The following is a 24,537-nucleotide window of genomic DNA, read 5'->3' on the forward strand; positions in this document are numbered from 1 at the left end:
CACGGTCCGCGGTACTATTGTCTGTGGGTTGGTTCACTCTCACGTGCAACCACCCGGAAGGGCGTCTCCGGCGTGTTACGCCGGAGACGTTGTCACCGCCGTCGGCGGGCCGCCCGATCAGTGCCGGGCAACATTGCATGGGCCGACTGCACGGCAGGCGCGTGGGTCGGAACAAGAGAGCATGATCCAGGGCAGCGGATGTCCGCGAGCGGCGCGATCGCCGGGTCATCGATCCGAAGGGCCAGAAGATCGACGTGCTCGAAGCGGCGTACGTGGACACCACCACCCGTGAGCCGATAAGTCCGAGCGCGGAGAAGGCGACGGGCACGGCGCTCGTTCGCTTCACGGAGTCGTTCCCATAGCGTGCCCTTCAGAGCGGACAACCACGGTCAACAGCGGCGTCACCAGATCCTCGCGCCTCCGGTAGCCCAACGAATCCACGCAGATCAGAAGCCATGTGGCCATACAAGCGCCGACGCTTCCCAAGCTGAGAGCGCGAGTCCCATTCTCGTCACCCGCTCCATGGATAAGGCCCAGGTCAGAGACCCGGGCCTTTTTGCTGTTCGTGGTGATCAGTTGTCGCGTGCCAGATTCGTGCCAGATGGTTGATCGTCCGGGCTGTCCGGCTCTCCTTCGTCATGGAGGACGGTCAGACCGTGATGGGCCGCGGTGGCGGCGATGACAAGGTCCGCGGGCGAGGCACCGCGATGCTCCCCAGCCCGGGCCATACGGTGTTGCACCGCGCCGATCCAGCGCCCCGCGTTCTTCGGCACCAACCACCGTCGGGGTAGAGGTCGGTGAACATCTCCACGATCTCGTCGTACTCGCGTCCGTTCCGGGCCCGGTGGAGAAACTCGGCGCGCTGCACATAGCAGGAGGCGATGGCCCGGCGTCGATCGCGTCGTACCAGGCCGCTTGCAGTTTCGGATCGCGGAGCAGCCGGACCAGGCCGGACGTGTCGAGCTGTCGTCCCCTCCTGGGGCAGTATTCAGGTGTCGCGGGCTCGCCCTGAGTGGCGAAGCGGAGGGCTCACCGACTGATCCCGCTGAGGTGTCTCGACCTCGTCAGATCGCTACCTTCTCAATACATTCGTGTCTCTGCTGCCGCGTCCTTTCCTCCTGGTGGCTTACGCCGCTGCCACTCTCGCGCCAGTTCTGTGGGGAAGCGCCGACCGCTGCGTGCCAGAACCACACCCTCGGTCAGCTCCAGCTGGTCACCGCTGCGAAACTCCCGTGGCACCCCTGTCGTGAGATCGTGCCACGGAGTAAAACCCGACCTGCCTCGGGTGGACTGCCAACGGGTACCGAAGGTGCTCCGATCCGTTACGTGTACGACACCTCCGACAGTCCGGAGCTCCACATGTGTGCGACTGATGCGGATGGCCCGCTCCGCGGACACCAGATCGTGCAGAGAGATGCCACCGGGCGTCGGTGCACGGCCGATGCGTACGATCGCCCCGTCCTCCAGTGTGAAACGCGCCGCGCACGAGCCTTCCAGGATCAGCTTCACCTGTGCGGTGGCCGTGCGTGGTCCGTCGTCGATGAGTGGAAGGCCGTGCACGTCACACGTGGGCAGGCCACGACGCATCCGGGGTAGTGCCACGTAGGTGCCGCTGTGTGTGTCGTACAGGGTGCAGCGCTTCTCGGGGCAGCGCCAGTTGCGTCTGACCACCTCCGAGCGGGGAGCACGCGAAGGGCGGAGGAGGCCCTGCTTTTTCAGTGCTGTCTCCTCCGCCTTCCGTGAGATGTGCATCGCGCTGGCCACCCCCATGTCAAGAGGCACGAGTACGACCGTGTCGCCAGGGCCGGCGACAGGCTCCAGGAAGTCGTCCGCATTGCCTTGAAGAAACGCGAATTCGTCCCTTTTGTCCCGGTAGTAGTCGCCGGTGATGACCGGGATTCCAGTCATCTCGCACAGTTCCAAGACACGCTCATCAGCGTCGTCGAGCTCTTCGACGAGCCCCTGTCGTACCCATTTCGCCAGCAGGCGCACATCCGCAGGGTCGTTGAACTCGTCCCTGCCGCCGTGCCGCAAGCTGCGGTCCGCCACCAGATAGAGCCTGACGTCCGGGTCGCGGGCGAGGGTCGCCGCAGCGTCGACGACGAGGGCGAGGCGCCGCAAAGAGCGCAGTCCTGGCGGCCCGATGTCCCGTCGGCGCACCACGTTCGACAGGTCGACGATGAAGCACGCGTCCTCGAAGTCGGCGGTCAAATGTTCCTCCACAGACCCCTCCGATTCTACGAATCCCTGACGAACCGAGCCGATGTGTTGTTAATTACCTTATGGGCGCCCCACGTTGAGAGGTGTTCTATTGCGCAGATCGCGACGAGAGGTCCAGCGCAACCAGACGCGGTCACGGGGCATGGCCGGGAACGGGGGGCATTGTGTCCGAATGGGGTTCATTCATCGATGAAGCTCCACCGGGGGACGAGGAGCCGGGCTCTGCCGTGGGCGAACCTGGGGCGTCAGTCCCCGGCTCCGCTGGGGCGGACAACTTCTGGCGCACTGACTTCGTCGAGGAAGAACAGTCCGCGGGCGGTGGTACGCCTCCGCGTCCCACCGGCACTCCGGTTCCGTCGTCGGAGGCGGTCGCCTCACTGCTGACGGCCGGCGAGACCCTCTGGGCCGAAGTCGACGGTTCCGTGGCGGTGTTGGGCTCTGGTTGCGTCCTCACCGCTGTCTACGACGACGAGCCCGACGGCTTCACCGGCTGGCGTCCGGTCACGGTGGTGGATCCGGCCCGACTGCTGGTGCGCCCCGCGCCGCTGTCACTGGCCGAACCGCCGGTCGGTGTCGCGACGTCCGTGGCCGAGCTCTACTCGGACACGGAACCGTTGCCCGACGACGAGCCGCTCCGGGTCCGGCGTTTTCCGGTAGGCAGGGGACCCGACCTGGACGCCCTGCTGCGCCGGGCGGAAACAGAGGAACGGGAGCGGGTGAGGGCCGAGGCCGAGACGCAGGCGCGCCGGGCTGCCGAGGAACTGGCCTTGATCAAGAGGGGGCTGGCGGAAAGAGCCGAGCTTGCAGACCGGCACGCCCGACAGCGCGAAGAGCGCGCGCATGAGGCCGTACTACGCATCCGGAGCGAAGCGGACCAGCGGATCTCCACGGTCGAGGCGGAAGCCCAGCGGGAGGTGGCGGCGGCCCGCGAAGCAGCGGAGCAGATGGTGCGGCGGTGGCAGTCCCGCGCCGAACGGGCGGAGGAGAAGCACGCCGGACTGGCCGAGCAATTGAAACAGGTGCATCGTGCGAGTGTGCAGCGCCTTGTGCTCGTCACAGTGCTGGCTGTGATCGCCGTTCTGCTGGCCGTCGTACTGAAGGGGGCATGAGCGCATGGAGTCACCGGTGAGAGCAGCGGCGGAGTCGGAACTACCGAAGAAGGCCGGGGCGCCCGCGTCGGAGGAGGCACTGGACGAGGCCGCCAAGGAGCCAACGGCGCGGGAGCCGGCCGAAGAGGGACCGGCACCGGTGAAGGAGAATCCGGCGCAGAGTGGCACGCCCGAGGCCCTGAAGGGGACGAAGGACGCGCCACAAGAGGTGTCCACTGCCGCAGAGGGACCGGCTGACAGCCCGACGCCAAGCCCAGCAGTGGTCCCGGCAGACGGTTCCGCGCAGGTGACGGAACCGGACGCGCCCGCCGAGTCCCAGGCGGTCGTCATCCCCGAGATCACCGTCCGGTGGGACCAGACACTGGCACCGACCCTGCGCGAGAGCATGCGCCACGAGGCTGGCCTGGACACTCCGGAACTGCTCGCGGCCCTGCCCGGGCTTTGGGAAACGGTGGACATGGCTCTGAGGCGCGTCGGCCCAGGATGCCTGTCAACGGAGTCCGTGCGGTACGACTCCTACGGTTGGCAGGTGGCCACTCTGCCGCGCTACGACCTCGACGGCGGCATCGAGCCCCGCAACTCCCTGCGGGACGTCGCCCCGCAGGCACGTGACCGGCGTGCACTCGTCCAAGCGCTGGTGGACGCGGTCGCCGACCGGCCCTGCCTGGACCTCAGCGACGCGCTGAATCTGTCGGAGATGTCCGCTGGCGTCTTTCCGCCGGGCCTGGACGCGGTGTGCCGCCGGTTGCTCTGGCACGGGCTGCGACAGGGCCTGGCCGTGGGGATGGCTCCGCTGCACGAGGCACTGGAGCGTGGCTGCGACGGACGCGTTTCCATCGCCTGCTACCAGGAGAGTGCGGTCGGGTCGCACAAGGCCAAGGGCGACCCGGACGGGGACAACGAGGACGCGGCAGGTGCCCGGCGGGGCAAGGACGGGATCCTGCGCTGCGCCGTCTTCGACGGAGTAACGGGCGATCACGACGGTTCCGGCGCCGTCGCCTCCCGTGCGGCGCTGGCCCGGGCCAGGCTGCAGTGGACGACGGAAGAGGACCTGGAGCCGCAGGCACTTGTCGCGGAGCTCGACGACGCAGTCTTGCGGGCGGGCGGCAGCGCGGCCGTGGTCCACGCCACTGTGCGCCCGGACGGCATCGCGTCCCTGGTGTCCCTCGGCGACGCGGAGGCCTGGCTGGTACGGCCGCTGCGTGACCCGGCGGGTGGATCCGGCCGCCAGGCAGGCCACGAACCCCGCTACGTGACATGGAAGCTGACGCCGTCCCACACCGGTTACGCCGAGCATCTGCGCATTAGTCCGGAAGCGGAGGGGCAGGAGTCCACGCTGGTGCGCTATCTGGGGCCCGGCGGATCGCGTTGCGGGAGCCACCGACCCATCGGCCTAGCGCCCGGAGATCTGTTGCTGCTCGCCTCGGACGGAGCGACCCGGCCGGAGCGGGACCGCTGGTTCGGGGCGGTGCTGGCCGAAATGGCCACGCAACTGGAGGGATCGGGGCGCCGTGTGGCGCCCGCGTTGGCTGCGGCCCTGGTGCAGCGGGCGGAGTCACTGGGCGGCTGGGACAACGCCACGGCGCTGGTGTGCGCGATCGGAGAGGCGGGGGACATATGAGCGAGGACATCGACATCGCAGCGGACCGGCACGAGATCGACACCGGCGACGAGTTCCATGTGTCCGTGGCTGTTCGTGTGCTGCGCCGGTCCGATCGCGTGACCGGGGAGATCTCGTACGTCCTGGCGGTCGACGACAGTCTGTCGATGAGCATCAGGGCCGACGCCGCCGACAACGAACGGGCTGATCCCGACGATCCCGACGACCTCAGCCGCAAGGACCTCGCCGAGGAGGGCGTTCGCCGGCTGGCCGCCGCACTGCCCGAGGACGCCCGGGTCGACCTGATCACCTTCGCACGCGAGGCCGGGCTGAGGTTCTCCGGCACGGCTGGGGAACTGCGGAGCCTGGACGGATGGGACGGAACCCGCGGGGAAGAGCAGGGCTCGACGAACATCGAGGACGCTCTCCGGCAGGCATACACCCTGCTCGAACAGCGACAGGCGCGATCCCGACGGGTCGTACTGCTCAGCGACGGCTGGCCCAACGCCGGTGAGACGGATCCCGAGCGGCTGGCCGCAATCGCCCGGAAGGCGGCCGACCGAGAAGTGCACACCGACGCCATCGGGATCGGTGCGGGAGCCGACTACGCGCTGCTGAGGGGGCTTGCGCCCACCGGCATCACTTGGCATGTGAGTGCGCGCGCCACGGCTCCTGACCTGATGAAGGAGATCTCGGCGCGTTTCGCAGCGTACGGCAGGGACGTGGTCGTGGGCAGCGGAGAGTTGTCCGTGGAGGTCAACCCGCACTGCCAGGTGCTCGCCGTCTATCAGCTCGACCCGATCCGTCATCGGCTCGACGGAGTGGTGTCCGACGGCGCCGGCATCCGTCCCAGCGAGGTACGGCTGGAACTCGGTGCCATAGCCGAGGGAGTCGACGGCCAGGTGCGCTATGTGCTCAGGCTCCGCGCCCCCGGCCGGGTGAGCGCGGGGCCCATGCCCATCGTCAGAGTGACCGGACGCCTCGGATCTGGCGCCGGGGCCCGGCAGTTGAGGCCGAGGAGCTTGGAGCTGCCCACCGTACGCAATCCGATGGCCCAGAACATCCGGCCGCAGTACGGCTGGGAGGTCACCGCCGCGGAACTCGAAAGGGAGATCAACGACCGTGCGGCTGCCGCGGGGTCACGCTCCGAGGAGGAGCGGATCTACGAGGAGGGCGTGCAGCGCGCTCGCGATATCCCTGACCCGAACCTCGCGGCGGCCTTCCTGCAGGCGGTCGGCGGACTGCACGAGGGTATGCAGCGCAAGGATGTGCAGAACGAATCCCGTGCCACTTCCAGCAGCAGCTCGACCAGGAACAAGCCCACCTGGTTCCAGGAGATCCCCGAACAGTCTCCGCTCGAAATCCAGGAGAAGCGGAGGCAGCGGAGTCTGTACGACGACGACGAGGACCTGTCCGGGTTCGGGGCGCACGGCGGGGGGTCTTATGGGTACGGAAGCGGGTCATACGACCATCCGGTGGGCGAATCCGACCACGATGTCGGCACCGGGCAGGGCGCGGACGACCCTACTCTCCCGCCGCACCACGGGCGGAGGGCGCCGTGACTGTTCCCGGTGTGATCATCGACGCGTCCAATGTCGCCGCGACCAGGACAGGGCGCTGGCCGTTCTCCCGGGTCGTTGAAGTGCGCGACGCGTGGCTGCGAGATCACCCGGGTGCGGGCGCGATCGCGGTCCTCGACGCGAGTGTCCGGCGGTTCCTCGACGACCAGCATCTCTTGCAGCAGGCCGAGCGAGCCCAGTGGCTGGAGGTGTACCGGGGCGACGCCGACGACCGGATTCTCGCACTGGCGGTCAAGTTCAACGCGGGCATCGTCTCCGGCGACAAGTTCCGCTATGCCCGCCGAGAGCATCCTTGGCTACAGGGCAACGACTCCCGTGTATGGGGCGTGAGCTGGGTGAGCGGGCAAGTTGTCTTCGTTCCGCGCAGGCTCGGAGTGGCCACGGACGAGGAGATCGAGCGGGACCGGGAGAAGAAGCGCAGCAAGGCGGGCCTGCTGCCGGACGACTCCGAGGTTCGGTTCCGCTGCACGTCGTCCACGGACGGCTGTCTGCGCGGTGGTGAAGTGCTGCTACCACGGCATGTCAACAAGGACGGCGACCGCTGGTACTGCCGCTCCTGCAGTTGCGAGGCGGTCGAGATCCTGGTCGAGCCACCTCTGCCGGAAGGCCTCGGCACAGGTCCTGTCCAGGTGACCGTCCGGCACGGATTCACTGTCCGGCGCATACTCACGGTGCCAGCGGAGGGGCTTGTGCTGGGCCGGGCCTCACGTCGTCACCCCGAGGTCACCGACGTCACCAAGGGACTCGCCCGCGACGACGCCGACGCGATCTCACGGCTACACGTGCGGGTCTACCTGGACGATGACGGAAATCCCCTCGCCGAACACGTTCCGGAGAAGGAGCGGAATGTTACCTTCCTCAATCCGGAGCTGGACTTCGAGGGCCAGCCCACTTCGGGCAGGCTCGCCCAGGGGCTCGCGTACGGGCTGGAACAGGGCGACGAACTGTTTCTCGGCCCCGGGCTGGTCCGGTTGCGGGTCGGTTTCGGAGGCGACACGTGAGCGAGTTCGTCCCGCACTGGGAACACGCCGACCACGCGGACGAGTTCGGGCTGCCGCGCCGGGCCTGGATCCCGGCCGAGTACGGAACGGCCAGCCGGTTCGTCACCCGCAGGCTGCTCGCCAGAGCGGGGCAAGGGTATGCAGTACTCGCCGAGGACCGCTGGTCAGGCGGCGATGTCGTGGTCAAGGGCATGTGGTGGCCGGAGACGGCCCTCGACGATCCGCGGCAGGTGCATAGCGTGCTCTCCTCCCAGGAGAGTCGGCGCAGGCAGGGGCTGCACGCTGCTCACCGGGCGAGTCAGCTCACCCAGCAGTGCCCGGTCGTCATCAGCGAGGAGTCGCAACCCTCGCCGTCGCTGGTCGCTGCGGGCAGGCATCCCGACCCGCCCGACGAGAGCTTTCTGATTCAGCAGTTCATCGGCCAGCGTGGGAACGCCTCACGCACCCTGCAGCAGGACATCGAGGAGCGGGCGCAGCACGGGCACTTCTACACGGAGGCCGAACTCCTAGATCTCGCTGAACAGTTGTGCAACACGCTCGCCGCGCTGCACGCCGAGCGGCACACCGGCGAGAAGTCCGCCAAGGGCTGGATCCACGCCGATGTCAAACCGGAGAACATCCTCGTCCTGGGCCCGCCAGCCCGCTACGTGCTGATCGACTACGACGCCGCGGTACAGATCGGCGACCGGATCGCCACCACCACCCGGGCCTACGCTCCGCCCGCCCCGGAGGGCTCCGACGAGCCCGGCGAGACGACGGAGGGAAATGTGCGGTTCGACATCTACATGCTCGGAGCCACGCTCGCGCACGCTGCCGGACTGCGGCGCCTCACCGAGGAGCAGTACCGGCAGTTGTACGCCGAGGACTTCGAGACGATCGGCCCCGCCCGCAATTACCTGAACGGCCTTGGCTACGGGCCGGTCCTCACCACCGCTCTCGCCACCTCTCTCTCCGCCCGCAAGTTCCGCCTCGCCACCGTCGACCGGGTGCGCATCGACCTGGCCCGCGCGCGCAGCGCCACCGTCCTGCTGTCCGCGCTCCGCACGCCGGGAGGTTCCGCGCCGTGATCACGAACGCCGCGTCGGGCCGGTTTCCCGACCTTGTCCGGGGCCGCTCGGAACGCTTGTGGGAGCCGCACACCCTTCAGGTGCGCCAAGGCCATCTACGGTCAGCGGACGCGGCCGAGATCCGGGCCACCCGGTTGGTCAAGGACAGGGCAGCGGACGTATACGGCGCGCTGCGCCTGTTCGCCAACAGGACGCAACGCGGACTGGCCTCCGCCCTGCTCGCAGCGGGCAACCCCGTCACACCCCCGCTGCTGGATGTTGTGGACCAGCCGGGCCTGCCGCCCGGGCTGATCACCGCTTGGGCGCCGGGCGACCCCTTCGTGCCCGCGCGGCGCTTGCAGGAGTGCGACGACCTGGACGCGCTGCTGACCAAGGGCAGCCGCTGGACCCCGGCCGAGGCTCTTCGCACGCTGGTACCGCTCGGCCGGGCACTCGACGACATGGCGAACAAAGGATTCGTGCCGATCGAGCTGTCTCCCGACCACCTCGTGGTGAACTCCGACTCGGTCGTGCTGGTCGGAATCGGCCGGCACTGTTACATACCCAGGGAGGGGGCCCTGCCGGGCCCCCAGGGAATGTCGCTGCCCAGTGCCCTGCTCCTGGGCAGCGACGTGCCGTCGGCCGCCACCGGCCAGGAGGCCCGGGTGCGGTGGCGGGAGATCCAGGTACGTGCTCTGACACGCCTGGCGGGCTGGATGTCCTGCGGACTGGCGCCCGGAGCCTGGGGGGCGGTGGCCGGACCGTCGGACCTCCGCGCCTACCTGAAGGCAGCGGGTTTCCAGCATGTCCCAGAGCTGCGCCCCGGCCAGCTGGCGGACACGCTGGCCCGAGCGGCCGCGGACGAGGAACAGGCCCGCGCGCGGGCTGATATCGCCGACACGCAGGTTCTCCTTGTCTACGATCACGCGGCCCAGTTCCGCGGCGGCTCCCCGCTTATGATCAATCCCGAGGCCCTGAGGCTGGGTCTGTTGCATGATCACGGCCCCAAGGTATTGGCCCTGGCCGCCTTCGAGAGCCGTCGGCAGGGCGCACGCGTCGCGACCCTTCTGTCGGGCGCGGGATGGGTACTGGTGCGACCGACCGAGCTCGTGGACCGGGTCCGCAGCGCGCTGTCGTCGGCTCCCCGGGCACGCGTCGTGATCGTCGGCCGCATGAGCGCCGCTGACCTGCGTCGTATCGAACAGTCGTGGGACGGGCGCGTGGAACGAGTCGATCCCGAGGACCTATCCCTGGCCGTTCCGAGAATCGCCGGCAGGCCGGCCGATCAACTGCCGTATCTGACGGACCCGGCACTGGCGCAGTACTCGGCGGACCTCCTGGAGGACCCCAACGTACCGGCGGCACGTCGGCGCCCCACCGGACAGGCGATCCGCCGCCGGACGTTCGCCGGCGGCTGGACGCTCAGGCTCGGCGACCCCGAGCGGATGAACGCGCGGGAGCGCGGCAACCTCCTGGACCGGATGGCCGACTGCTTCGGCACCAACACCGAGTTGCTGGTGGCAGTGCGGTCCCTGCAGAACAAACGAGGCATGTGGCGACAGAACCGGCTGCTCGACGAGCCCGGTATGCGGCGATTGGTCACCGCTCTGTCCGGCGTGCCCCGCTCGGTGTTCCGCGACTGCCTGATGTCGGCACTCCTCGGGCCCGCCGCCGACGACCTCTACGAGGAGGCGGCCCACCGACTGCTGCCTGTGGCGGTCCGGCTGACCGAAGTCTTCGACCCGCACCGCGAGATCGGCGCGGACGGACTGACCATGGACGACGCCCTGCGCGAGCTGGCCGGGATCCGGCGCGTGGGTCTCCACGGACGGTTGTGCACGGCCGTTCCCACCGTCCACCCCGCCCGGCTCGCGTCCGCGATCGCCGGCATGGACGACACCCTGGTCTCGCTGCTCTCCCGGATTCCCGCTCCCAGTCTCCAGTTCCTCACCGGACGGATGGAGGACCCCGGCCTGCTCGACCTGCTGCGGCCCCATCTCCACGGCGACGACCTGGACCTGCTGGCGCGCTACACGCCCCAGATGTGGCGGCTCCTGCTGGACGGGCTGCGCCAGCCCGAGCACCTGGGCGTGCTCGGGCTCGGCTGGGCCCAGGTGGTGGCGCAGGACCCTCCTGGGGCGGTGGACGCCCGGGTATTGCTGCGGATCGCTGCGGGCGCCGGCAGCACCGGGCCCGCGGTGGTCCGCACTCTTCTGGGCACAGCGCCCGGGGACTGGCCGCTGGTCTGCGCTCACCCGGCCCTCGCCGCCTCCTGGCTGGGGGAGCAAGGGGACCTGGAGATCGCTGGGGTCGTCGCCGGCTTCCCCGACACCGAGACGGCACTCGCACGCTACGGCACCGACGGACTGCGCAACGCCCTTGAACTCGGCCTGAACCAGCGGGCCATGAGTCTGATCAAGGACTATGCGGACAACATCGGCCACACCACACAGGCAGTGCTGGCTGCGTTCCAGGAACGCGGCTACGAACGCCCGGAGGACACCGAGCCGCTGGGCACCGAGGCCGCGGTCGCCTGGTCGCGGTGGCAGCTCGCTCGTGGCAACGAACTGGACTGGGTGCTGGGCAACGTCATTTCACGTCCCGGCAGAATCCGTGAGTGGGCCGTGGAAGGGCCGCACTTGGAGGACCGCGTCGTCACCGCGGTCCTCGGATCCCGAGCCGCCTCGGACCGGGCCGCGGTTCTCGCCGCCGACCCGAACCTGCTGCCCCTGCTGGCCGACCTGCGCAGCGCAGAACAGCGGGCGTCCCTGCTGGAGTTGTACGAAGTGGATCCCGAGGGCGTCCTGGATCCCCGCGCGCGTCGCGAACTACCGCTCGTCCTTGCTTCCGCGGACTCATCGTATGCGCTGCGCACCCTGTTGTCTGAAGGGCTGGGTGTGGCGGCGCAGCAGTTCGCCGACCAGTACCAACTCAGTCCTGAGAGGCGTCGCTTGCTCGCCGAACTGACCCCTCTGACGGAGCGGCTGGCAGCCAGTTCTCTCCAGTCCCTGCTCGACGTCGGCGGGCGATTCGGGCCGAGGGCGGCGGTCACCGCGGCGGTGGTCGAGCAGAACCTGCCGGGGACCGCAGCGGTGATCGCCGTCTGGGGGCCACGCTGGCTGCCTCTGCTCGCAGGCGGTTCTGGAGAGTCCGTGCTGCGGCTGCTGGTGGCGCACCGAGAGAAGCACGGCGCCCGCGCGGGTCGGCTCACCCCGTGGCTGCTGGCAGCGGGCGAGGACGGACTCTCGCTGGTCGGGAACTTCGGCTCCAAAGCGCTGGACCTCGTACTCGCCACCGACGCCTCGCCGACGGAAGCCCGGATGCTGGGTGAACTGCTGACGCTGCCTGGATCAGCACAAACGATGTATCGACTTGTCACGGACTGGGGGCTTCCTGCAGCCGTCTGGCTGGAGGCAGCTCGGCGTCTCGCTCTGGGGGAACAGGCGGAACGTGTACTGCTCCACTTGTGGAGCCGCGGTCCATCGGCCTGAGCAAACTGAGCGGGGCCCACCGATACCGGTGCACCTGCTCCACGATGTGGACAAGCCACATCCGGAGGCGCCGGCTTGCCTCGTGCGGTCAAGTGCTGTGGTGTCCGGAGTTGATGCCGGTGCGGGGCCCCGTATCGAGCTGGGCGGCGCGGTGTCCGTTGACCTCGGACTGGGCTGCGAGGAGCCGTCCGGCGGCCACCATCAGCGGCACCGACAGCACACGGAACACCCTGCCCGGCGCCGAGTGCGGCCCACCAACGACCGTACGAGCAGCGGTGTTCACCGCTGCTGCTGCTCGGCAATCGCAGCCCAGTCATCCGCACCGCGGCCGTCGGCGATCGCCTGGTCGAACACGCCCGTGAGCAGTTCACCGAACGGCAGGGAGACCGCTTGACCGTCCGCTGCATCGAGGGCGAGGTGGGGATCCTTGCGTCCAAGTGCTGTGGTGGACCCGGCCGGCCGGTATCTGCGCTGCGCGATCATCCACCCGTATCCGGAGTAGACGGGTCCGGGGAACAGCGTCGAGGCCAGCAGTTCGACGAACTGACCCAGGTCGGCGCCGACCGCATTGACGACGGTGTTGGCACGCTCGGGCCGCTCACCCAGGCGCCAGGTGCGCAATCCGATCGCGTCGAAGACGACGCTGACCCGACCGAATACCGGGGCGGCAACATATCCGATCCCGAGTGTTGCGTGCGCCTTTACGTCCCGCCGGGCCAGCCTATCCGCCGCACCGGGCCGGGCCGGCTGGCCACGCTCCGGACCGCCACCCGCGCCTACGACAGGGCCAGCCACCTGAACAGGTAAGGCCTGCATCATCGCGCCAACTTGCCCCGATCCCGGTCTCGATTCCGATCAGGACCGCATCGCTCGTTCGAGCCTTCTACGGGATCCGGACCGTGTACACCCCGCTGGACACGTCGGCCGCCGTGGGCTTGACGGTCACGCCGCCGAGGGACTGTGTCCAGCCGGGCGCGTCGCAGTTGCCGGTCTCCCAGGCGGAGATGCCGTAGGTGGTGCCCGGGGTGATCTTGTAGTCGGTGGCGAATATGATCCGGCCGTTGCCGCCGGAGGTGCGCCCGCCCCACCCGCTCAGGCAGGTGACGGAGGTGCCGTCGTCGATGCGGAGACTGCCGAAGTACACGACGGAGTTGCCGGCCCCTCTGGCGGCCAGCGGTACGTCGGCGGTGAGGGAGGCCGTGGGGGCTGCCGACGCTGCCGACGCCGTGGGGGCTGCGACGACGGCGGTGGCACCCGTGAGGGCGAGCAGGGCGGCCAGGGAGGCCGAGCGGACCGTGTGGCGGGTGCGGCCGTGGGGGGACGTGAAGAGCATGCCGTTTTCCCATCATCGAAGGGTCGTACAACTCTCAAGCAGTTCCGGTGACCAGTGTTACCCGAGGGAACAGCGGTACGGGACCCCGGTTTCGGCCATGTTGTGGGCCGTGGTTACGGCGGGGACAACAGGCCGCCGCCCGTGACGCGCAGGAACTCCAGTTTTTCCGCGTCGGCGGAGCCCGCGGCGACCGTGTAGACGACAAGTCGGATGTCGCTGCCCGGGACGGTGAGCACGTCGCAGTCGCAGACCACCTCGCCCACCTGGGGGTGTACGACGGTCTTGCGGGCCGAGACGTGCGGGCCGACGGTTCCCTCGTCCCACAGCCGGGCGAACTCCGCGCTGGTGGACCGCAGTTCCTCGACGAGGTCGGTCAGGCCGCGGTCGCGGGGGTAGTTGACGAGAGCGGTGCGCAGGTCGGCGACGAGGGCGGGCTGTAAGGCGTTGTCGTCCGGGAGGACGGGCCAGGACGCGAGCCGGCCGGCCCCCGGGGCGAAGACCGCCCGGGCCAGATTGCGCTCGTCCTGTGTCCGTGCGCCGGGGTCGCCCATCAGTACGGACCATGCGGGGGTCCAGGACAACAGGGTCCAGTCGGCGCTGAACACGCCCACCGGGAATTCCCCGAGGCGGGCCAGCATCCGCTGGACCCCGGCGGGGACGTGCGTGGAGACCGTTCCCTCCTGGGGCGGGAGGAGGCCGGCCAGCCGGTAGGCGTGGTCGCGCTCCATGGGTTGCAGCTGGAGGGCCCTGGTCAGGCTCGCGACGACCTGCGCCGATGGACTGGTGGCGCGCCCCTGTTCCAGGCGGACCACGTAGTCGACCGACAGCCCGGCGAGTTCGGCCAGTTCCTCGCGTCGCAGCCCCACCGCACGCCGTCCGGGCCGTGAGGTCAGTCCGACGTCGGCGGGGGAAAGCCGGTCGCGCCAGCGGTGCAGTGCCGTGCCCAGGGTCTCGTCCACCCGGTCATTGTGTCCGCCGGACCGTCGTCGTTGCCTGGTACTGGCGGTCCTACCGTCACGCAGAGCACTGGCTGTCCCTCTCGCCACGGGTCGAGAGTGGGCGCATGACGACAACCTTCATCACCGGAGCCAACAAGTCCCTCGGCTACGAGACCGCCCGCCGCTTGATCGAGGCCGGCCACACCGTCCTCATCGGTGCGCGTGATCCGGAGCGCGGCCGGGCGGCCGCCGACGCGCTCGGGGCCCGGTTCGTGCGGATCGACGTGACGGACGACGCGTCGGTGGCCGCTGCCGCCGCCGATGTCGCGGCGCACGAGGGCGGCGTCGATGTCCTGATCAACAACGCGGGTGTCCTCGGGACACACCGCCCCGCCGACCAGATCACGGCCGCTGACGCCGGCGAGGTCTTCGAGGTCAATGTCGTGGGGATCGTACGGGTGACGCACGCGTTCCTGCCTCTGCTGCGCAAGTCCGAGCACCCGGTCATCGTCAACGTGTCCAGCGGCATGGGCTCGTTCACGCTGACCCATGACACCGGGCGCGCCGAGGGGCGGAACCTCGCGCCGCTCTACACGGCGTCGAAGGCCGCCGTGACCATGCTGACCACGCAGTACGCGAAGTCCCTGCCGGACGTGAAGATCAACGCGGCCGACCCGGGCTACACCGCGACCGACTTCAACGCGCACAGCGGCCCACAGACCGTGACCGAGGGCACCGACGCGATCGTCGCCCTCGCCACCATCGGCGCGGACGGACCGACCGGAACCTTCCGCAGCCGTCACGGTGAGATGCCCTGGTGATCAGTCCCTTCGCCCATCAGCCGTACTCGGGCTGCCACATGGCGTCCTGAACCTGCTGGATCACGTCGTCGAGGCGGGTTCGGGCAACGTCGTCCTCGGCGGCTCGGCGGGCCACGGCCGCGGCGACGACGGCCGAGGATGTGCGGAGGTTCTCCACCGCGGGGAGCAGGGGGGCGCCGGGCTCCGACAGGTCGGCGAGGCCGGCGACGGCTTCCGCGGCCGCCTGGAGCATGCCGTCGGTGACGCGCTCGGCGCGGGAGACCACCGCGCCCAGCCCGAGTCCGGGGTACAGGAGGGCGTTGTTGGCCTGGCCGATGACGTACGTGGTGCCGTCCAGCTCCACCGGAGATACCGGGATGCCGGCGGCGACCAGGGCCTTGCCTGCGGTCCACCGGAGCACGTCCTCCGGCATGGCCTCGATCTTCTCCGTGGGGTTGGACAGCGGCAGGACGACCGGCCGGTCCACGTGGCGGGCCATGGAGCGCACCACGTCCTCGGTGAAGGCCCCGTGCTGGGTGGAGGTGCCGACCAGGACCGTCGGGTGCACCCGGTCCACCACGCCCGGCAGGTCGGCCGGGCTGTCGTCGGGCCACTCGTCGTCGGGGCGCGCGTACGGCCGCTGGTAGTCGCGCAGTCCCTCGGTGGACTGCCGCAGCAGGCCCTGCCGGTCCACGCACCAGATGCGGCGGGTGGCCTCCTCACGGTCCAGTCCGTCGCGGACCATGGCGTCGCGCAACTGGTCGGCGATGCCCACGCCCGCCGTCCCGGCGCCGAAGACCACGATCCGCTGGTCCCGCAGGGGGGTGCCGGTGACCTGTGCCGCGTTCAGGACGCAGGCCAGTGTGATCGCGCCGGTGCCCTGCATGTCGTCGTTGAAGGTGCGGATCTTCTCGCCGTACTGCTGGAGGATGCGGCGGCCGTTGCCGGGGCCGAAGTCCTCCCAGTGCAGCAACGCGTGCGGGAACAGCTCGCCGACCGCCTCCACGAAGGCGGCGACGAAGGAGTCGTACGCCTCGCCGCGCACCCTGCTGTGCCGGTTGCCGACGTAGAGCGGGTCGTTGAGCAGCGCCTGGTTTCCGGTGCCGACGTCGAGCATCACCGGGACGGCCCGCCCCGGGTGGATGCCCGCGGCAGCGGTGTAGACCGCCAGCTTGCCGACCGAGATCTGCATGCCGCCGACGCCCCAGTCGCCGATGCCGAGGAGCTGTTCCGCGTCGGTGGCCACCAGCAGGTCGACGTCGTCGGGGCCCAGGCCCAGCGCCTGGAACGCCGGGCGGATGTCCTGGGGGCGGTCGATGGACAGGTAGACACCGCGCGGCCGCCGGTATTCGTGGCTGTAGTGCTTGACCGCCTCGCCCACCGTCGGGTCGTACACGATCGGCAGCAGCTCGGTGAGGTGGTCGCAGAGCAGCCGGAAGTAGAGGACCTCGTTGCGGTCGTGGAGCTGCTCCAGGTACACGTTCTTCGCCAGGTCGTCCGGCTGCGCCCGCAGCTGCTCCCAGGCGCGGCGCGCCTGGAGCTCCAGCGAGAGCACGGCGGGCGGCAGCATCCCGACCAGGCCGTGGCGTTCCCGTTCCTCCTCGGTGAAGGCGACGCCCTTGTTGCTCAGCGGGTCCGCGAGCAGGGCGCGGCCGCTCGGTCCCTTACGGCCGGTGCGGCCTGTGCCCTCTCCCTCTCCCTTGTGTCCGTCTCGTGCGCGGTTCCGGGGCGGGGCCATCGGGTCTCCTCACGTCGAGCGCTTGCCGTCGGGGCTGGTTCGTCCCACGCACCCGGGTAACCCGCTCGCCGGGACAGGGGCGTGGTCGCGCTCCCTTTTTGCCGCTCCTTTGACGTAACCGGTCCCTCAGGTCCGAGGCGCACCCCCGTGGGCTCGTCGGGGGTGCGTCCGTCCCGGCCGGCCGGCCGCTAGCGGCGGGCGCGGTGGATGCCTGCCCGCTTCGCCTTCTCGACGCGCTCCGGTCCGGCGTCGGCCCGGTCCTCCTCCCTTGCCCTCCAGTCCCTGGGCTGGAGGAAGAGGAGTTCACCGCCGCCCGGCACGATCATCGCGCCGCCGAAGGGTTCGTCGCCGGCGAACCAGACGCCGTCGGTGATGCCGACGGGCCAGCGGCCACGGCCCACGGCGTCCTTCGCCCGCAAGGTGAAGGGGGTGCCCTTCTGATCTCCGAGGCGGAGGTAGAGCGTGTGGGTCGACTCCATGCCGATCTTCTCGACGGGGGTGCGGAACTCGAGCGGGTAGGTGCGGAACACTTTCGCGCACCTCCGGGTCGAACTCACGCGGCCGGCGAGAAGGAAGAGCGTCCACACCATGCCGAGCATGCCGACAATGGCCACCGGCAGCAGCCAGTCGCTCCGGGTGAAGAAGATCTGGATCCACAGCAGCACGAACACCGGGAAGAACTTGATGAAGTTCTGAAAGGCGACCCGGTAGTGGTATCGCACCGCGCCCCGGTAGTCCGATCCGTCGGTCGGGTACGGCGCGGGCGGGGTGTCCGACTCCAGACCGTCTTTCCATCGTTCCGGCACCGTCATCCGAACGGGCTCCTTCCGTACGGGCTGGGCACATCGTCCACCGGGTCGGGTTCCGGCGCCGCCGGGTCGTCGAACGTCACCGTACGCGCGACGCCGAGCAGCACGCCACGGTAGTCGTCGGCGAGCTCCACCGCGGGGGTGACCAACTGCACGGTGATGATCGACGAGGTGCGGGGGACCGGGATCGCGACGGTGCCCTGCCAGACGGTCTCCTGCACGGGCTCGTCCTGGCCGTCGGGGGGAGCGGTCGGCGCGAGCGTGGTCCGCTGCGTCTCCAGTACGTATCCGGTCCCTACGGGCAGTTCCACGGGCACGATGCCGTTGTCCGGGCCGGACCCCAGCATCTGGAGCAGCACGGCTTCGGGGTGCGCTCCCGAGGTCGGGACGGTGGAGACCGTGAGGACGGACAGCGTGGGCTCGCCGCGCTCGCCGGGGTGCATGCCGAGCGCACACCCCATCACGGCCTGGCTCCGCAGCAGCGTCAGGACGACGGAGTAGAGCCGGAACACCTGGTCCGCACGGTCCCGGACCTCGTCGGGCAGCGAGGCGAGCAGCCGGGCCACCTCCTGGATGCCCTCCGGTGTGGGCCGGAGGTCCAGCTGGAGGTATCCGTAGGGCAGCCCGTACCAGAATTCCGGCTTCGGCTCGGCCTCCACCGTGTCGAGGAATCCACTCACAGTCGGATGCCGCCCATCAGTTCGCCGATGTCCTTCGCGATCTCGCTCACGCCGGCCTTCAGACCGGTCGACGCTGCCGCGCCCTTCGTGACCTCGGACGCGTCGTGCCCAGGGCCGTTCTTCGGGAACACGCCCAGGTTCTCCAGGGACGACGCCATGTTCGCCGCCACGTTGACGCCGTTGATGCCGTACTGGAGCGCTCCAGTGGCGGGGTCGGTGGCCACGTCGAGCGCCTTGAAGTTGAAGGCGGGCACGATCTCCCTGCCGAACGCGCCCAGCTTCGAGCCCAGCGACAGGGCCTCGCCGCCCTCTCGGGCGACGGCCGCAGCCAGACCCGCCTCGCTGCCGGCCCGGGCGAGGGCGCCGACGCCGGGCACCATGCCGAGGGTGTCACCGGCCATGGAGGCCCAGGCGAACGCGCCTTCCTTGAAGCCGTACTCGCCCATCAGCGAATCCCTGAAATCCTCGCTGGCGAGGTTCTTCGCCATGGACACCGCGGCCGCCGCGACCGCGATACCCGCGAACACCGGGGCCAGCGGGGTGGGAAGCAGGGCCAGCAGCCCGGCGATGGCCCCGATGGTCCCGGCATGCTCCACGAGGAACTCGCCGACCGCCTTGAGGCCCTCGCCGATCGCATCGAGGGTCTTGCTGAACCAGCCCGGCTCCTTGGGGGCCAGATTGTCGTCGGCCTCGTCGAGGGTGCGGGCGACCGCCTCGGCCGCGTCGGTGTGGGTGCCCTCCAGCTCCTTCGCCTTGGTGATGACGTCGTTGTAGGCGGCGTTGGCGTTGTTGAGGTGGGTGGTGGCCTCGTTCAGTTCGCGCTCGGCGGTACGCAGGCGTTCCGTGGCGGCGTCCGCCTCCGCCTGGCTGGGGTACTCCTTGCCGGCGAGCTTGAGGTCGGGGTTCTGCTTGGCCTGCTCGTAGCGGGTACGGGCCTTGTCGGCGTCGGCCTTGTTCTCGCGCGCGGCATCGTCGTACTTCTTGGCCAGGTCGCGGTGGGAGGTCAGGTCGCCTTCCCAGGTGCCCAGTGCCGCAGCGGCTTTGCCGAGCGAGTTCCCGGCGTTCTTCATGGCGGTCTTGAGGTCGCCGTCCAGGGTGTCCCGGAACGCGCTCGCCGCGTCTCCCTGCCAGCTGGAGCTCGCTCCGAGCAGGTACTCGATCTGACGGTGGCAGTTGTCGAGCGTGTCGGCCGCGGCCTTCACCTTGCGGTAGAGGGAGCTGACCTGCTCGGGAATTCCGGGTACCGGGTTCCAGCCGAGGCTCGGGTAGGGGTTGTCGGCCACCGGTCAATTCCCCCCGGTGTTCGCGGCGTTGGTCTCTTCCATCTTCTTGAGGGCCTTGGAGAGGTTCTCCTCGAACTGCTTGTAGCTCAGCGCGGTCTTCTCCACGCCCTCGTCGACCGCTTTGATCATGTCTTTCAGCTGGCCGGTCCCGTACTTCCATCTGTTCTGGAAGGTCTCACACGCCTCGTCCAGCCGCGGAGTTCCGATCTGGTCGGCGCCGACCGCGGAGAGCGCTTGGCGCGCTTCCTCCAGATCGGTGACCGACTGTTTCAACACCCGGCCAAAAGAGCTCAGTTGGCCCAGGTCGACCTTGAATTCATCCGCCATGCGGCGACCCCCGTCTTCGACTGCGAGCGAACAACGCAGGCCGCGCGAAGTGCAGAACACGTGTTCCCCCGCGCGGTCGGCGCACGACTACATTAAAGGACGCGCAAAGAGGGGATCACGCCGAGCCTGTGGGAGCTTCGTGAATTGACGTGCGGCGGTGGTGGTGGTGAGAGGTGGGGGGCTGGGCGGGGCCCAGGGAGTCCTCCGTGAACCGAGGCCCCCCACCCCTCACCCCCAACCCCGTCACCCCCGCCCCCTCACCTCCGCACCCCCGCCGTAGCCGTCGGCTCCGGGCCGTCCGCCTCCAGAGGCGCCTTCCCCGGCTTCGGCGGCTTCGGCGGGTCGGCGACCACCGTCCCCTTCTTGTGGTGGCGGGGGACGACGTCCTGGGGGAAGGTCAGCTGCTGGTTCATCCACTTCAGGGCGGGGGGCATCTCCTGCACCCAGGTCGGGAAGTTGTGGCTGCCGTGCTCGGGGAGGATCGACGCGACCCGCATGGGTGCCTTGACGGCCCTGATGAAGGCCTGGGTCTGCGGATAGCCGCGTTCGCCGTGCTTGCTCTCGGCCACCAGGACGGAGACCTGGGGCGCGGGCAGGTGCTTGAGGCGCCACATCAGGTCGTGGCCGTTGATCCGGTCGGCGCGGTCCGGGCCGTGGCCGAAGAGATTGCCGGTCGTCGGGTCGTCCTTGACCCTGTAGTCGGGCGAGAGGGCCGCGGCCGTCGTGTACACGCGCGGATCGCGCATCGTCAGCTGGAGGGCGCAGCTGCCGCCGGAGGAGTAGCCCATGACCCCCCAGGCACTGGCGTCGTGGCCCACCCGGTAGGCGGACTTCAGGGCTTCGGGGAGGTCCTTGGCGAGGAAGGTCTCCGTCTGCGGGCCGCCCGGGACGTCCACGCACTCCGTGTCGCGGGGCGGGGCGATCGTCGGCCGGATCATCACCATGATGGTCGGCTGCATCTGACCGCTCTTCTGCAGTTCACCGGCGGTCTGGGAGACCCGCAGGTACTGCGCGAGGTTGAAGATGCTGCCCGGGTAGCCGCTGAGCGCGACGATGACGGGAAAACGCTGCCGCTGGTACGCCTTCTGGAAGTACTGCGGCGGCAGGTAGACGAAGGCCGGGTCGACCACGCCCGTGCGGCGGCCGATGACCTTCACGGACTCCACCCTGCCGTTGACCGCGGCGGGGCCGGTGGGCAGTCCGCTGACCCGGCTCAGCTGCTCGTCGGAGGCCGGCTGCACCAGGGTGCCCTTCACGGCGACGCCGCTCACCGTGCCGGTGCCGCCGTCCGCCGCCTGGGTCACCCCGACGGGGGCCGTCTCGACGCGGCCGAAGAGCTCGCCCCACGAACCGAAGAACTGGTACGACGAGTTCAGCCAGCACGCGAACGCCGCGATGATCACCACCTGGGTCGTCCCGAGGGCCACCAGGCGCCCGAGCACCTGCAGCACTCCCTGCCGGGCGAACCGTGGCCACCACCAGACCAGCAGCGCCACACACACGGCGGCGAGCCCCGCCATCACATACACGGTCGTCTCGCTGGTCAGCCCCATACCGGTCGATCCCCGATTTCCCTGCCTGTGCGGCTTCTTTCACACAGGAGGAGGGCAATCGACCCCGTCGCGTTCCCCAATTAGTGCAAATGGGGTAAAGAATCGGCCAGCATCCACTCAAGCGGCCGTCTGGGGGCCACCGGAGTCCGGGTCAACCACCGGCCGTGCCGTGGCCGCCCATCGTGCTGGCCCGCGGGATGAGCCGGTGCGGGGCCCGGATCTCCATGCCGGGGACAGGGGTCGGGCTGCCGATCCGCTTGAGGAGCCGCTCCACCGCCGTCTCGGCGATCATCTTCTTGTCCGGGGAGATGGTGGTGACGGGCGGGTTCGCGTAGCGACCGTCCTCGATGTCGTCGTAGCCGACGACGGCGACGTCCTCCGGCACGCGCAGCCCGCGGGCGGCCAGGGTGTGCAGGGCGCCCAGGGCCACCAGGTCGCTGTAGCAGAAGACCGCGTCGGGCGGTTCCTCCAGGTCGAGCAGGTGGGCCATGGCGCTGGCGCCGTCGGAGCGGTTGAAGCGCGGGGTGGAGATGACCAGTTCCTCGCGGACCGGGATGCCGGCCCGCTCGTGGGCCAACCGGTAGCCCTGGGTGCGCAGTTGGGCGGCCTCACCGGTGCGGTAGGGCTGGTCGCCGATCGCGGCGACGCGGCGTCTGCCGAGGCCGAGCAGATGCTCGGTGGCTTCCCGGGAGGCGGTGACGTCGTCGATGCCGATGTGGTCGAAGCCGCCGTCGCTCACCCGCTCCCCGAGCACGACCAGCGGGAGCGTCGCGTCGCGCTCGCCCAGGTCGGACTGGGCCAGGCCCAGCGGGCTGAAGATGACGCCGTCGAACAGCAGTTGCTGGGAGCCGCGGCTGAGGAACTGCTTCTCGTGCTCCGCGTCGCCGTCGGTCTGGTCGATCAGGACGTTGTAACCCCGCACCCGGGCCGCCCGGATGATGCCCTGGGACAGTTCGGCGAAGTAGGGCGTGTCCAGGTAGGGCACCACGACCGCGATCTGGCCCGAGCGGCCGGAGGCGAGGTTGCGGGCCAGGATGTTGGGCTGGTAGCCGAGCTCGTCGACGGCCTTCTGCACCCGGGCCCGCATGGCCTCGGAGACCGGTGCGTAGCCGTTGACGACGTTGGAGACGGTCCGGCTGGAGACGCCGGCGAGCGCCGCGACGTCGCGGAGTGTGACGCCATTTGCCATATGCACACCTTCGTCCCGGATGTCGTTTTCAGCGCTGAAAGTTTCCTTCGAGTTACCCCTTGCAGCGCGGCAAGTTCTCGGTTAACACTTTTGCAGCGCTGCAAAGCGTAGCAGAACGGGGCCTGATCCAGCCGGGTCGGGAACCCAGGGATCGTGACGTCACCGCGTCACGGACCACATCCGTAGGAGCCGCAGTGGGAAGAGCCACGACGCAGGGGCCGGGAGCCGCACCGGCCCTGACAGGGCTTCACTCTTTACTCATGGTCGTCTGACAGCGCCCCCGCGCTGACCACCGAGCTGTCGCTCACCTCACCGACGTCACCTGCGCCCACCCTCCCGCGCCGGCCGGCGTCACCCCTCACCGGGCCGCGGTGCCCGCACACCCCGGCCCGTATACGACGGACCCGTGTGTGTCCGTCGTACCTCCGCTTTGCCTTCCCCAGCCCTGCCCTGCCCTCGGGCACCACACCCAGGAGATCGCTCATGTCCTCCACCAGCAAGCCCACGACCCGTACCCTCCGTCGGACCGCGGTCGCGGCAACCTCGGCCGCCCTCGCCGGCGTGCTCCTCGCGGCCTGCGGGTCGGGCGGCGGCAGCGGCAGCGGCTCCACCGGCGGCGGCCCGGTGCACATCAAGGTGTGGGCCTGGTACCCGCAGTTCAAGCAGGTCGTGGCCGAGTTCAACAAGACCCACAAGGACGTCCAGGTCGACTGGGTGCAGGCGGGCGTCGGCCAGGACGAGTACACCAAGCTGAAGACCGCGCTGAAGGCGGGCCAGGGCGCCCCGGACGTCGTCATGCTGGAGTTCCAGGAGCTGCCCACCATCCAGCTCACCAAGGGCCTGCTCGACATGGGCAAGTACGGCGCCAACGACGACAAGGGCAACTACGTCGACTGGGCCTGGAAGCAGGCCTCCGACGGCGACCACGTCTACGCGATCCCGGTCGACGGCGGCCCGATGGCGATGATGTACCGCGCCGACCTCTTCAAGAAGTACCACCTCAAGGTCCCGACGACCTGGGCGGAGTACAAGCAGGAGGCCGAAAAGCTGCACAAGGCCGACCCCAGCGCCTACATGACCGACTTCGGCAGCGACGAGACGGCCGCCGGCTGGCGCCAGGGCCTGACCTGGCAGGCCGGCTCCCGCCCCTACACCTACTCGGCGAGCAAGCTCCCGGACATCGGCGTCAAGCTCAACGACGACAACGCCAAGAAGGTCTACGAGTACTGGGGCGACCTGGTCAAGAACAAGCTGGTCGACACCCAGTCGTACGCCACCACGGACTTCTACAACGGCCTGAGCACCGGCAAGTACGCCACCTACATCGCGGCCGGCTGGGGTCCGGGCTACCTCTCCAGCGTCGCCGCGAAGACCTCCGGCAAGTGGCGGGTCGCCCCGCTCCCGCAGTGGACGGCGGGCGGCAACGCCCAGGGCGACTGGGGCGGTTCGAGCTTCTCGGTGACCTCGCAGACCCAGCACCCCAAGGAGGCCACCGAGGTCGCCCGGGAGCTGTTCGGCACCTCCCAGGCGGCCTGGAAGATCGGCATCGACCAGGCCTACCTCTTCCCGCTGGCCACCCCGACCCTCAACAGCGAGTACTTCAAGGACAAGAAGTACGACTTCTTCGGCGGCCAGCAGATCAACAAGGTCTTCGTGCCCGCGGCGAACGGCATCGGGGTCTTCGACTGGAGCCCGTTCCAGGACTTCGCCTACAACACCGACACCAGTGAGGTGGGCAAGGCCCTCCAGGGTCAGAACGCCTGGTCCGCCGTGAACGACAACGTCCAGGACCAGGTCACCTCCTACGCGGCCAAGCAGGGATTCAAGGTCAGCAAGTAAC

General features: G+C 69.4%; 20 protein-coding genes. 8 read left to right on the forward strand and 12 right to left on the reverse strand.

Annotated features, from left to right (window positions below; genetic code table 11):
- Positions 1 to 1,080 precede the first annotated feature (1,080 nt).
- Complete coding sequence (locus tag ACFYZ8_RS31865; protein WP_388538761.1) at positions 1,081 to 2,211, reverse strand: FHA domain-containing protein; 1,131 nt, start codon at positions 2,209 to 2,211, stop codon at positions 1,081 to 1,083.
- Positions 2,212 to 2,384: 173 nt separating this feature from the next.
- On the opposite strand from ACFYZ8_RS31865, the gene ACFYZ8_RS31870 reads away from it, so the two are divergent.
- The 6 genes from ACFYZ8_RS31870 to ACFYZ8_RS31895 all read left to right on the forward strand — a co-directional run bounded on the left by ACFYZ8_RS31870 (position 2,385) and on the right by ACFYZ8_RS31895 (position 12,047).
- The gene (locus ACFYZ8_RS31870) at positions 2,385 to 3,329 is read left to right on the forward strand and encodes a hypothetical protein (protein ID WP_388538763.1); all 945 of its coding nucleotides are present in this window, start codon (positions 2,385 to 2,387) and stop codon (positions 3,327 to 3,329) included.
- 286 nt (positions 3,330 to 3,615) lie between these two features.
- Positions 3,616 to 4,950, forward strand: a complete 1,335-nt coding sequence (locus ACFYZ8_RS31875) for a hypothetical protein (protein WP_388538765.1) — start codon at positions 3,616 to 3,618, stop codon at positions 4,948 to 4,950.
- Positions 4,947 to 6,491, forward strand: a complete 1,545-nt coding sequence (locus ACFYZ8_RS31880; protein ID WP_388538767.1) for a VWA domain-containing protein — start codon at positions 4,947 to 4,949, stop codon at positions 6,489 to 6,491. The genes ACFYZ8_RS31875 and ACFYZ8_RS31880 overlap by 4 nt, the downstream gene beginning before the upstream one ends.
- Entirely contained in the window at positions 6,488 to 7,510 is a 1,023-nt protein-coding gene (locus ACFYZ8_RS31885; RefSeq protein WP_388538769.1) for a hypothetical protein, read from the forward strand. Before ACFYZ8_RS31880 ends, ACFYZ8_RS31885 begins: the two co-directional genes overlap by 4 nt.
- Positions 7,507 to 8,577 carry a hypothetical protein gene (locus tag ACFYZ8_RS31890; protein ID WP_388538771.1) on the forward strand — a complete coding sequence of 357 codons (1,071 nt, stop codon included), beginning with the start codon at positions 7,507 to 7,509 and terminating at the stop codon, positions 8,575 to 8,577. The genes ACFYZ8_RS31885 and ACFYZ8_RS31890 overlap by 4 nt, the downstream gene beginning before the upstream one ends.
- The gene (locus ACFYZ8_RS31895; protein WP_388538772.1) at positions 8,574 to 12,047 is read left to right on the forward strand and encodes a hypothetical protein; all 3,474 of its coding nucleotides are present in this window, start codon (positions 8,574 to 8,576) and stop codon (positions 12,045 to 12,047) included. The genes ACFYZ8_RS31890 and ACFYZ8_RS31895 overlap by 4 nt, the downstream gene beginning before the upstream one ends.
- An 88-nt stretch (positions 12,048 to 12,135) precedes the next feature.
- On the opposite strand, the gene ACFYZ8_RS31900 is transcribed toward ACFYZ8_RS31895, so the two are convergent.
- The 4 genes from ACFYZ8_RS31900 to ACFYZ8_RS31915 all read right to left on the reverse strand — a co-directional run bounded on the left by ACFYZ8_RS31900 (position 12,136) and on the right by ACFYZ8_RS31915 (position 14,339).
- A complete protein-coding gene (locus tag ACFYZ8_RS31900; protein WP_388538774.1) occupies positions 12,136 to 12,267 on the reverse strand; it encodes a hypothetical protein in 132 nt (43 codons plus the stop codon).
- 59 nt (positions 12,268 to 12,326) lie between these two features.
- Positions 12,327 to 12,866: a hypothetical protein gene (locus ACFYZ8_RS31905; protein WP_388538775.1), complete on the reverse strand. Its 540-nt coding sequence runs from the start codon at positions 12,864 to 12,866 to the stop codon at positions 12,327 to 12,329.
- 64 nt (positions 12,867 to 12,930) lie between these two features.
- Complete coding sequence (locus ACFYZ8_RS31910) at positions 12,931 to 13,380, reverse strand: hypothetical protein (protein ID WP_388538777.1); 450 nt, start codon at positions 13,378 to 13,380, stop codon at positions 12,931 to 12,933.
- A 113-nt stretch (positions 13,381 to 13,493) separates the two neighbouring features.
- Entirely contained in the window at positions 13,494 to 14,339 is an 846-nt protein-coding gene (locus ACFYZ8_RS31915; RefSeq protein WP_359039281.1) for a helix-turn-helix transcriptional regulator, read from the reverse strand.
- A gap of 104 nt (positions 14,340 to 14,443) precedes the next feature.
- On the opposite strand from ACFYZ8_RS31915, the gene ACFYZ8_RS31920 reads away from it, so the two are divergent.
- Positions 14,444 to 15,139 (forward strand): SDR family NAD(P)-dependent oxidoreductase, encoded by a 696-nt coding sequence (locus ACFYZ8_RS31920; protein ID WP_359039279.1) that lies wholly within the window; start codon positions 14,444 to 14,446, stop codon positions 15,137 to 15,139.
- Positions 15,140 to 15,155: 16 nt separating this feature from the next.
- Here the strand turns inward: ACFYZ8_RS31920 and ACFYZ8_RS31925 are convergent, their stop codons facing one another.
- From ACFYZ8_RS31925 to ACFYZ8_RS31955, 7 genes are all read right to left on the reverse strand, one after another.
- Entirely contained in the window at positions 15,156 to 16,856 is a 1,701-nt protein-coding gene (locus tag ACFYZ8_RS31925) for an NAD-dependent malic enzyme (RefSeq protein WP_388538779.1), read from the reverse strand.
- 188 nt (positions 16,857 to 17,044) lie between these two features.
- The gene (locus ACFYZ8_RS31930) at positions 17,045 to 17,668 is read right to left on the reverse strand and encodes a hypothetical protein (RefSeq protein ID WP_359039275.1); all 624 of its coding nucleotides are present in this window, start codon (positions 17,666 to 17,668) and stop codon (positions 17,045 to 17,047) included.
- Positions 17,665 to 18,345, reverse strand: a complete 681-nt coding sequence (locus ACFYZ8_RS31935; protein ID WP_388538781.1) for a hypothetical protein — start codon at positions 18,343 to 18,345, stop codon at positions 17,665 to 17,667. Before ACFYZ8_RS31935 ends, ACFYZ8_RS31930 begins: the two co-directional genes overlap by 4 nt.
- Complete coding sequence (locus tag ACFYZ8_RS31940) at positions 18,342 to 19,628, reverse strand: WXG100 family type VII secretion target (protein ID WP_359039271.1); 1,287 nt, start codon at positions 19,626 to 19,628, stop codon at positions 18,342 to 18,344. Before ACFYZ8_RS31940 ends, ACFYZ8_RS31935 begins: the two co-directional genes overlap by 4 nt.
- Positions 19,629 to 19,631: 3 nt before the next feature.
- Positions 19,632 to 19,955 (reverse strand): hypothetical protein, encoded by a 324-nt coding sequence (locus tag ACFYZ8_RS31945; protein ID WP_388538783.1) that lies wholly within the window; start codon positions 19,953 to 19,955, stop codon positions 19,632 to 19,634.
- A 257-nt stretch (positions 19,956 to 20,212) separates the two neighbouring features.
- Positions 20,213 to 21,508, reverse strand: a complete 1,296-nt coding sequence (locus ACFYZ8_RS31950; RefSeq protein ID WP_388538785.1) for an alpha/beta hydrolase — start codon at positions 21,506 to 21,508, stop codon at positions 20,213 to 20,215.
- A gap of 151 nt (positions 21,509 to 21,659) precedes the next feature.
- Complete coding sequence (locus ACFYZ8_RS31955) at positions 21,660 to 22,697, reverse strand: LacI family DNA-binding transcriptional regulator (RefSeq protein WP_359039265.1); 1,038 nt, start codon at positions 22,695 to 22,697, stop codon at positions 21,660 to 21,662.
- Positions 22,698 to 23,180: 483 nt separating this feature from the next.
- Here ACFYZ8_RS31955 and ACFYZ8_RS31960 point away from each other — a divergent pair, with 483 nt between their 5' ends.
- Complete coding sequence (locus ACFYZ8_RS31960; RefSeq protein WP_388538787.1) at positions 23,181 to 24,536, forward strand: ABC transporter substrate-binding protein; 1,356 nt, start codon at positions 23,181 to 23,183, stop codon at positions 24,534 to 24,536.
- Position 24,537: the final 1 nt, after the last annotated feature.

The sequence above is a fragment of the Streptomyces sp. NPDC001668 genome (genome assembly GCF_042893155.1).
Lineage (GTDB): Bacteria > Actinomycetota > Actinomycetes > Streptomycetales > Streptomycetaceae > Streptomyces.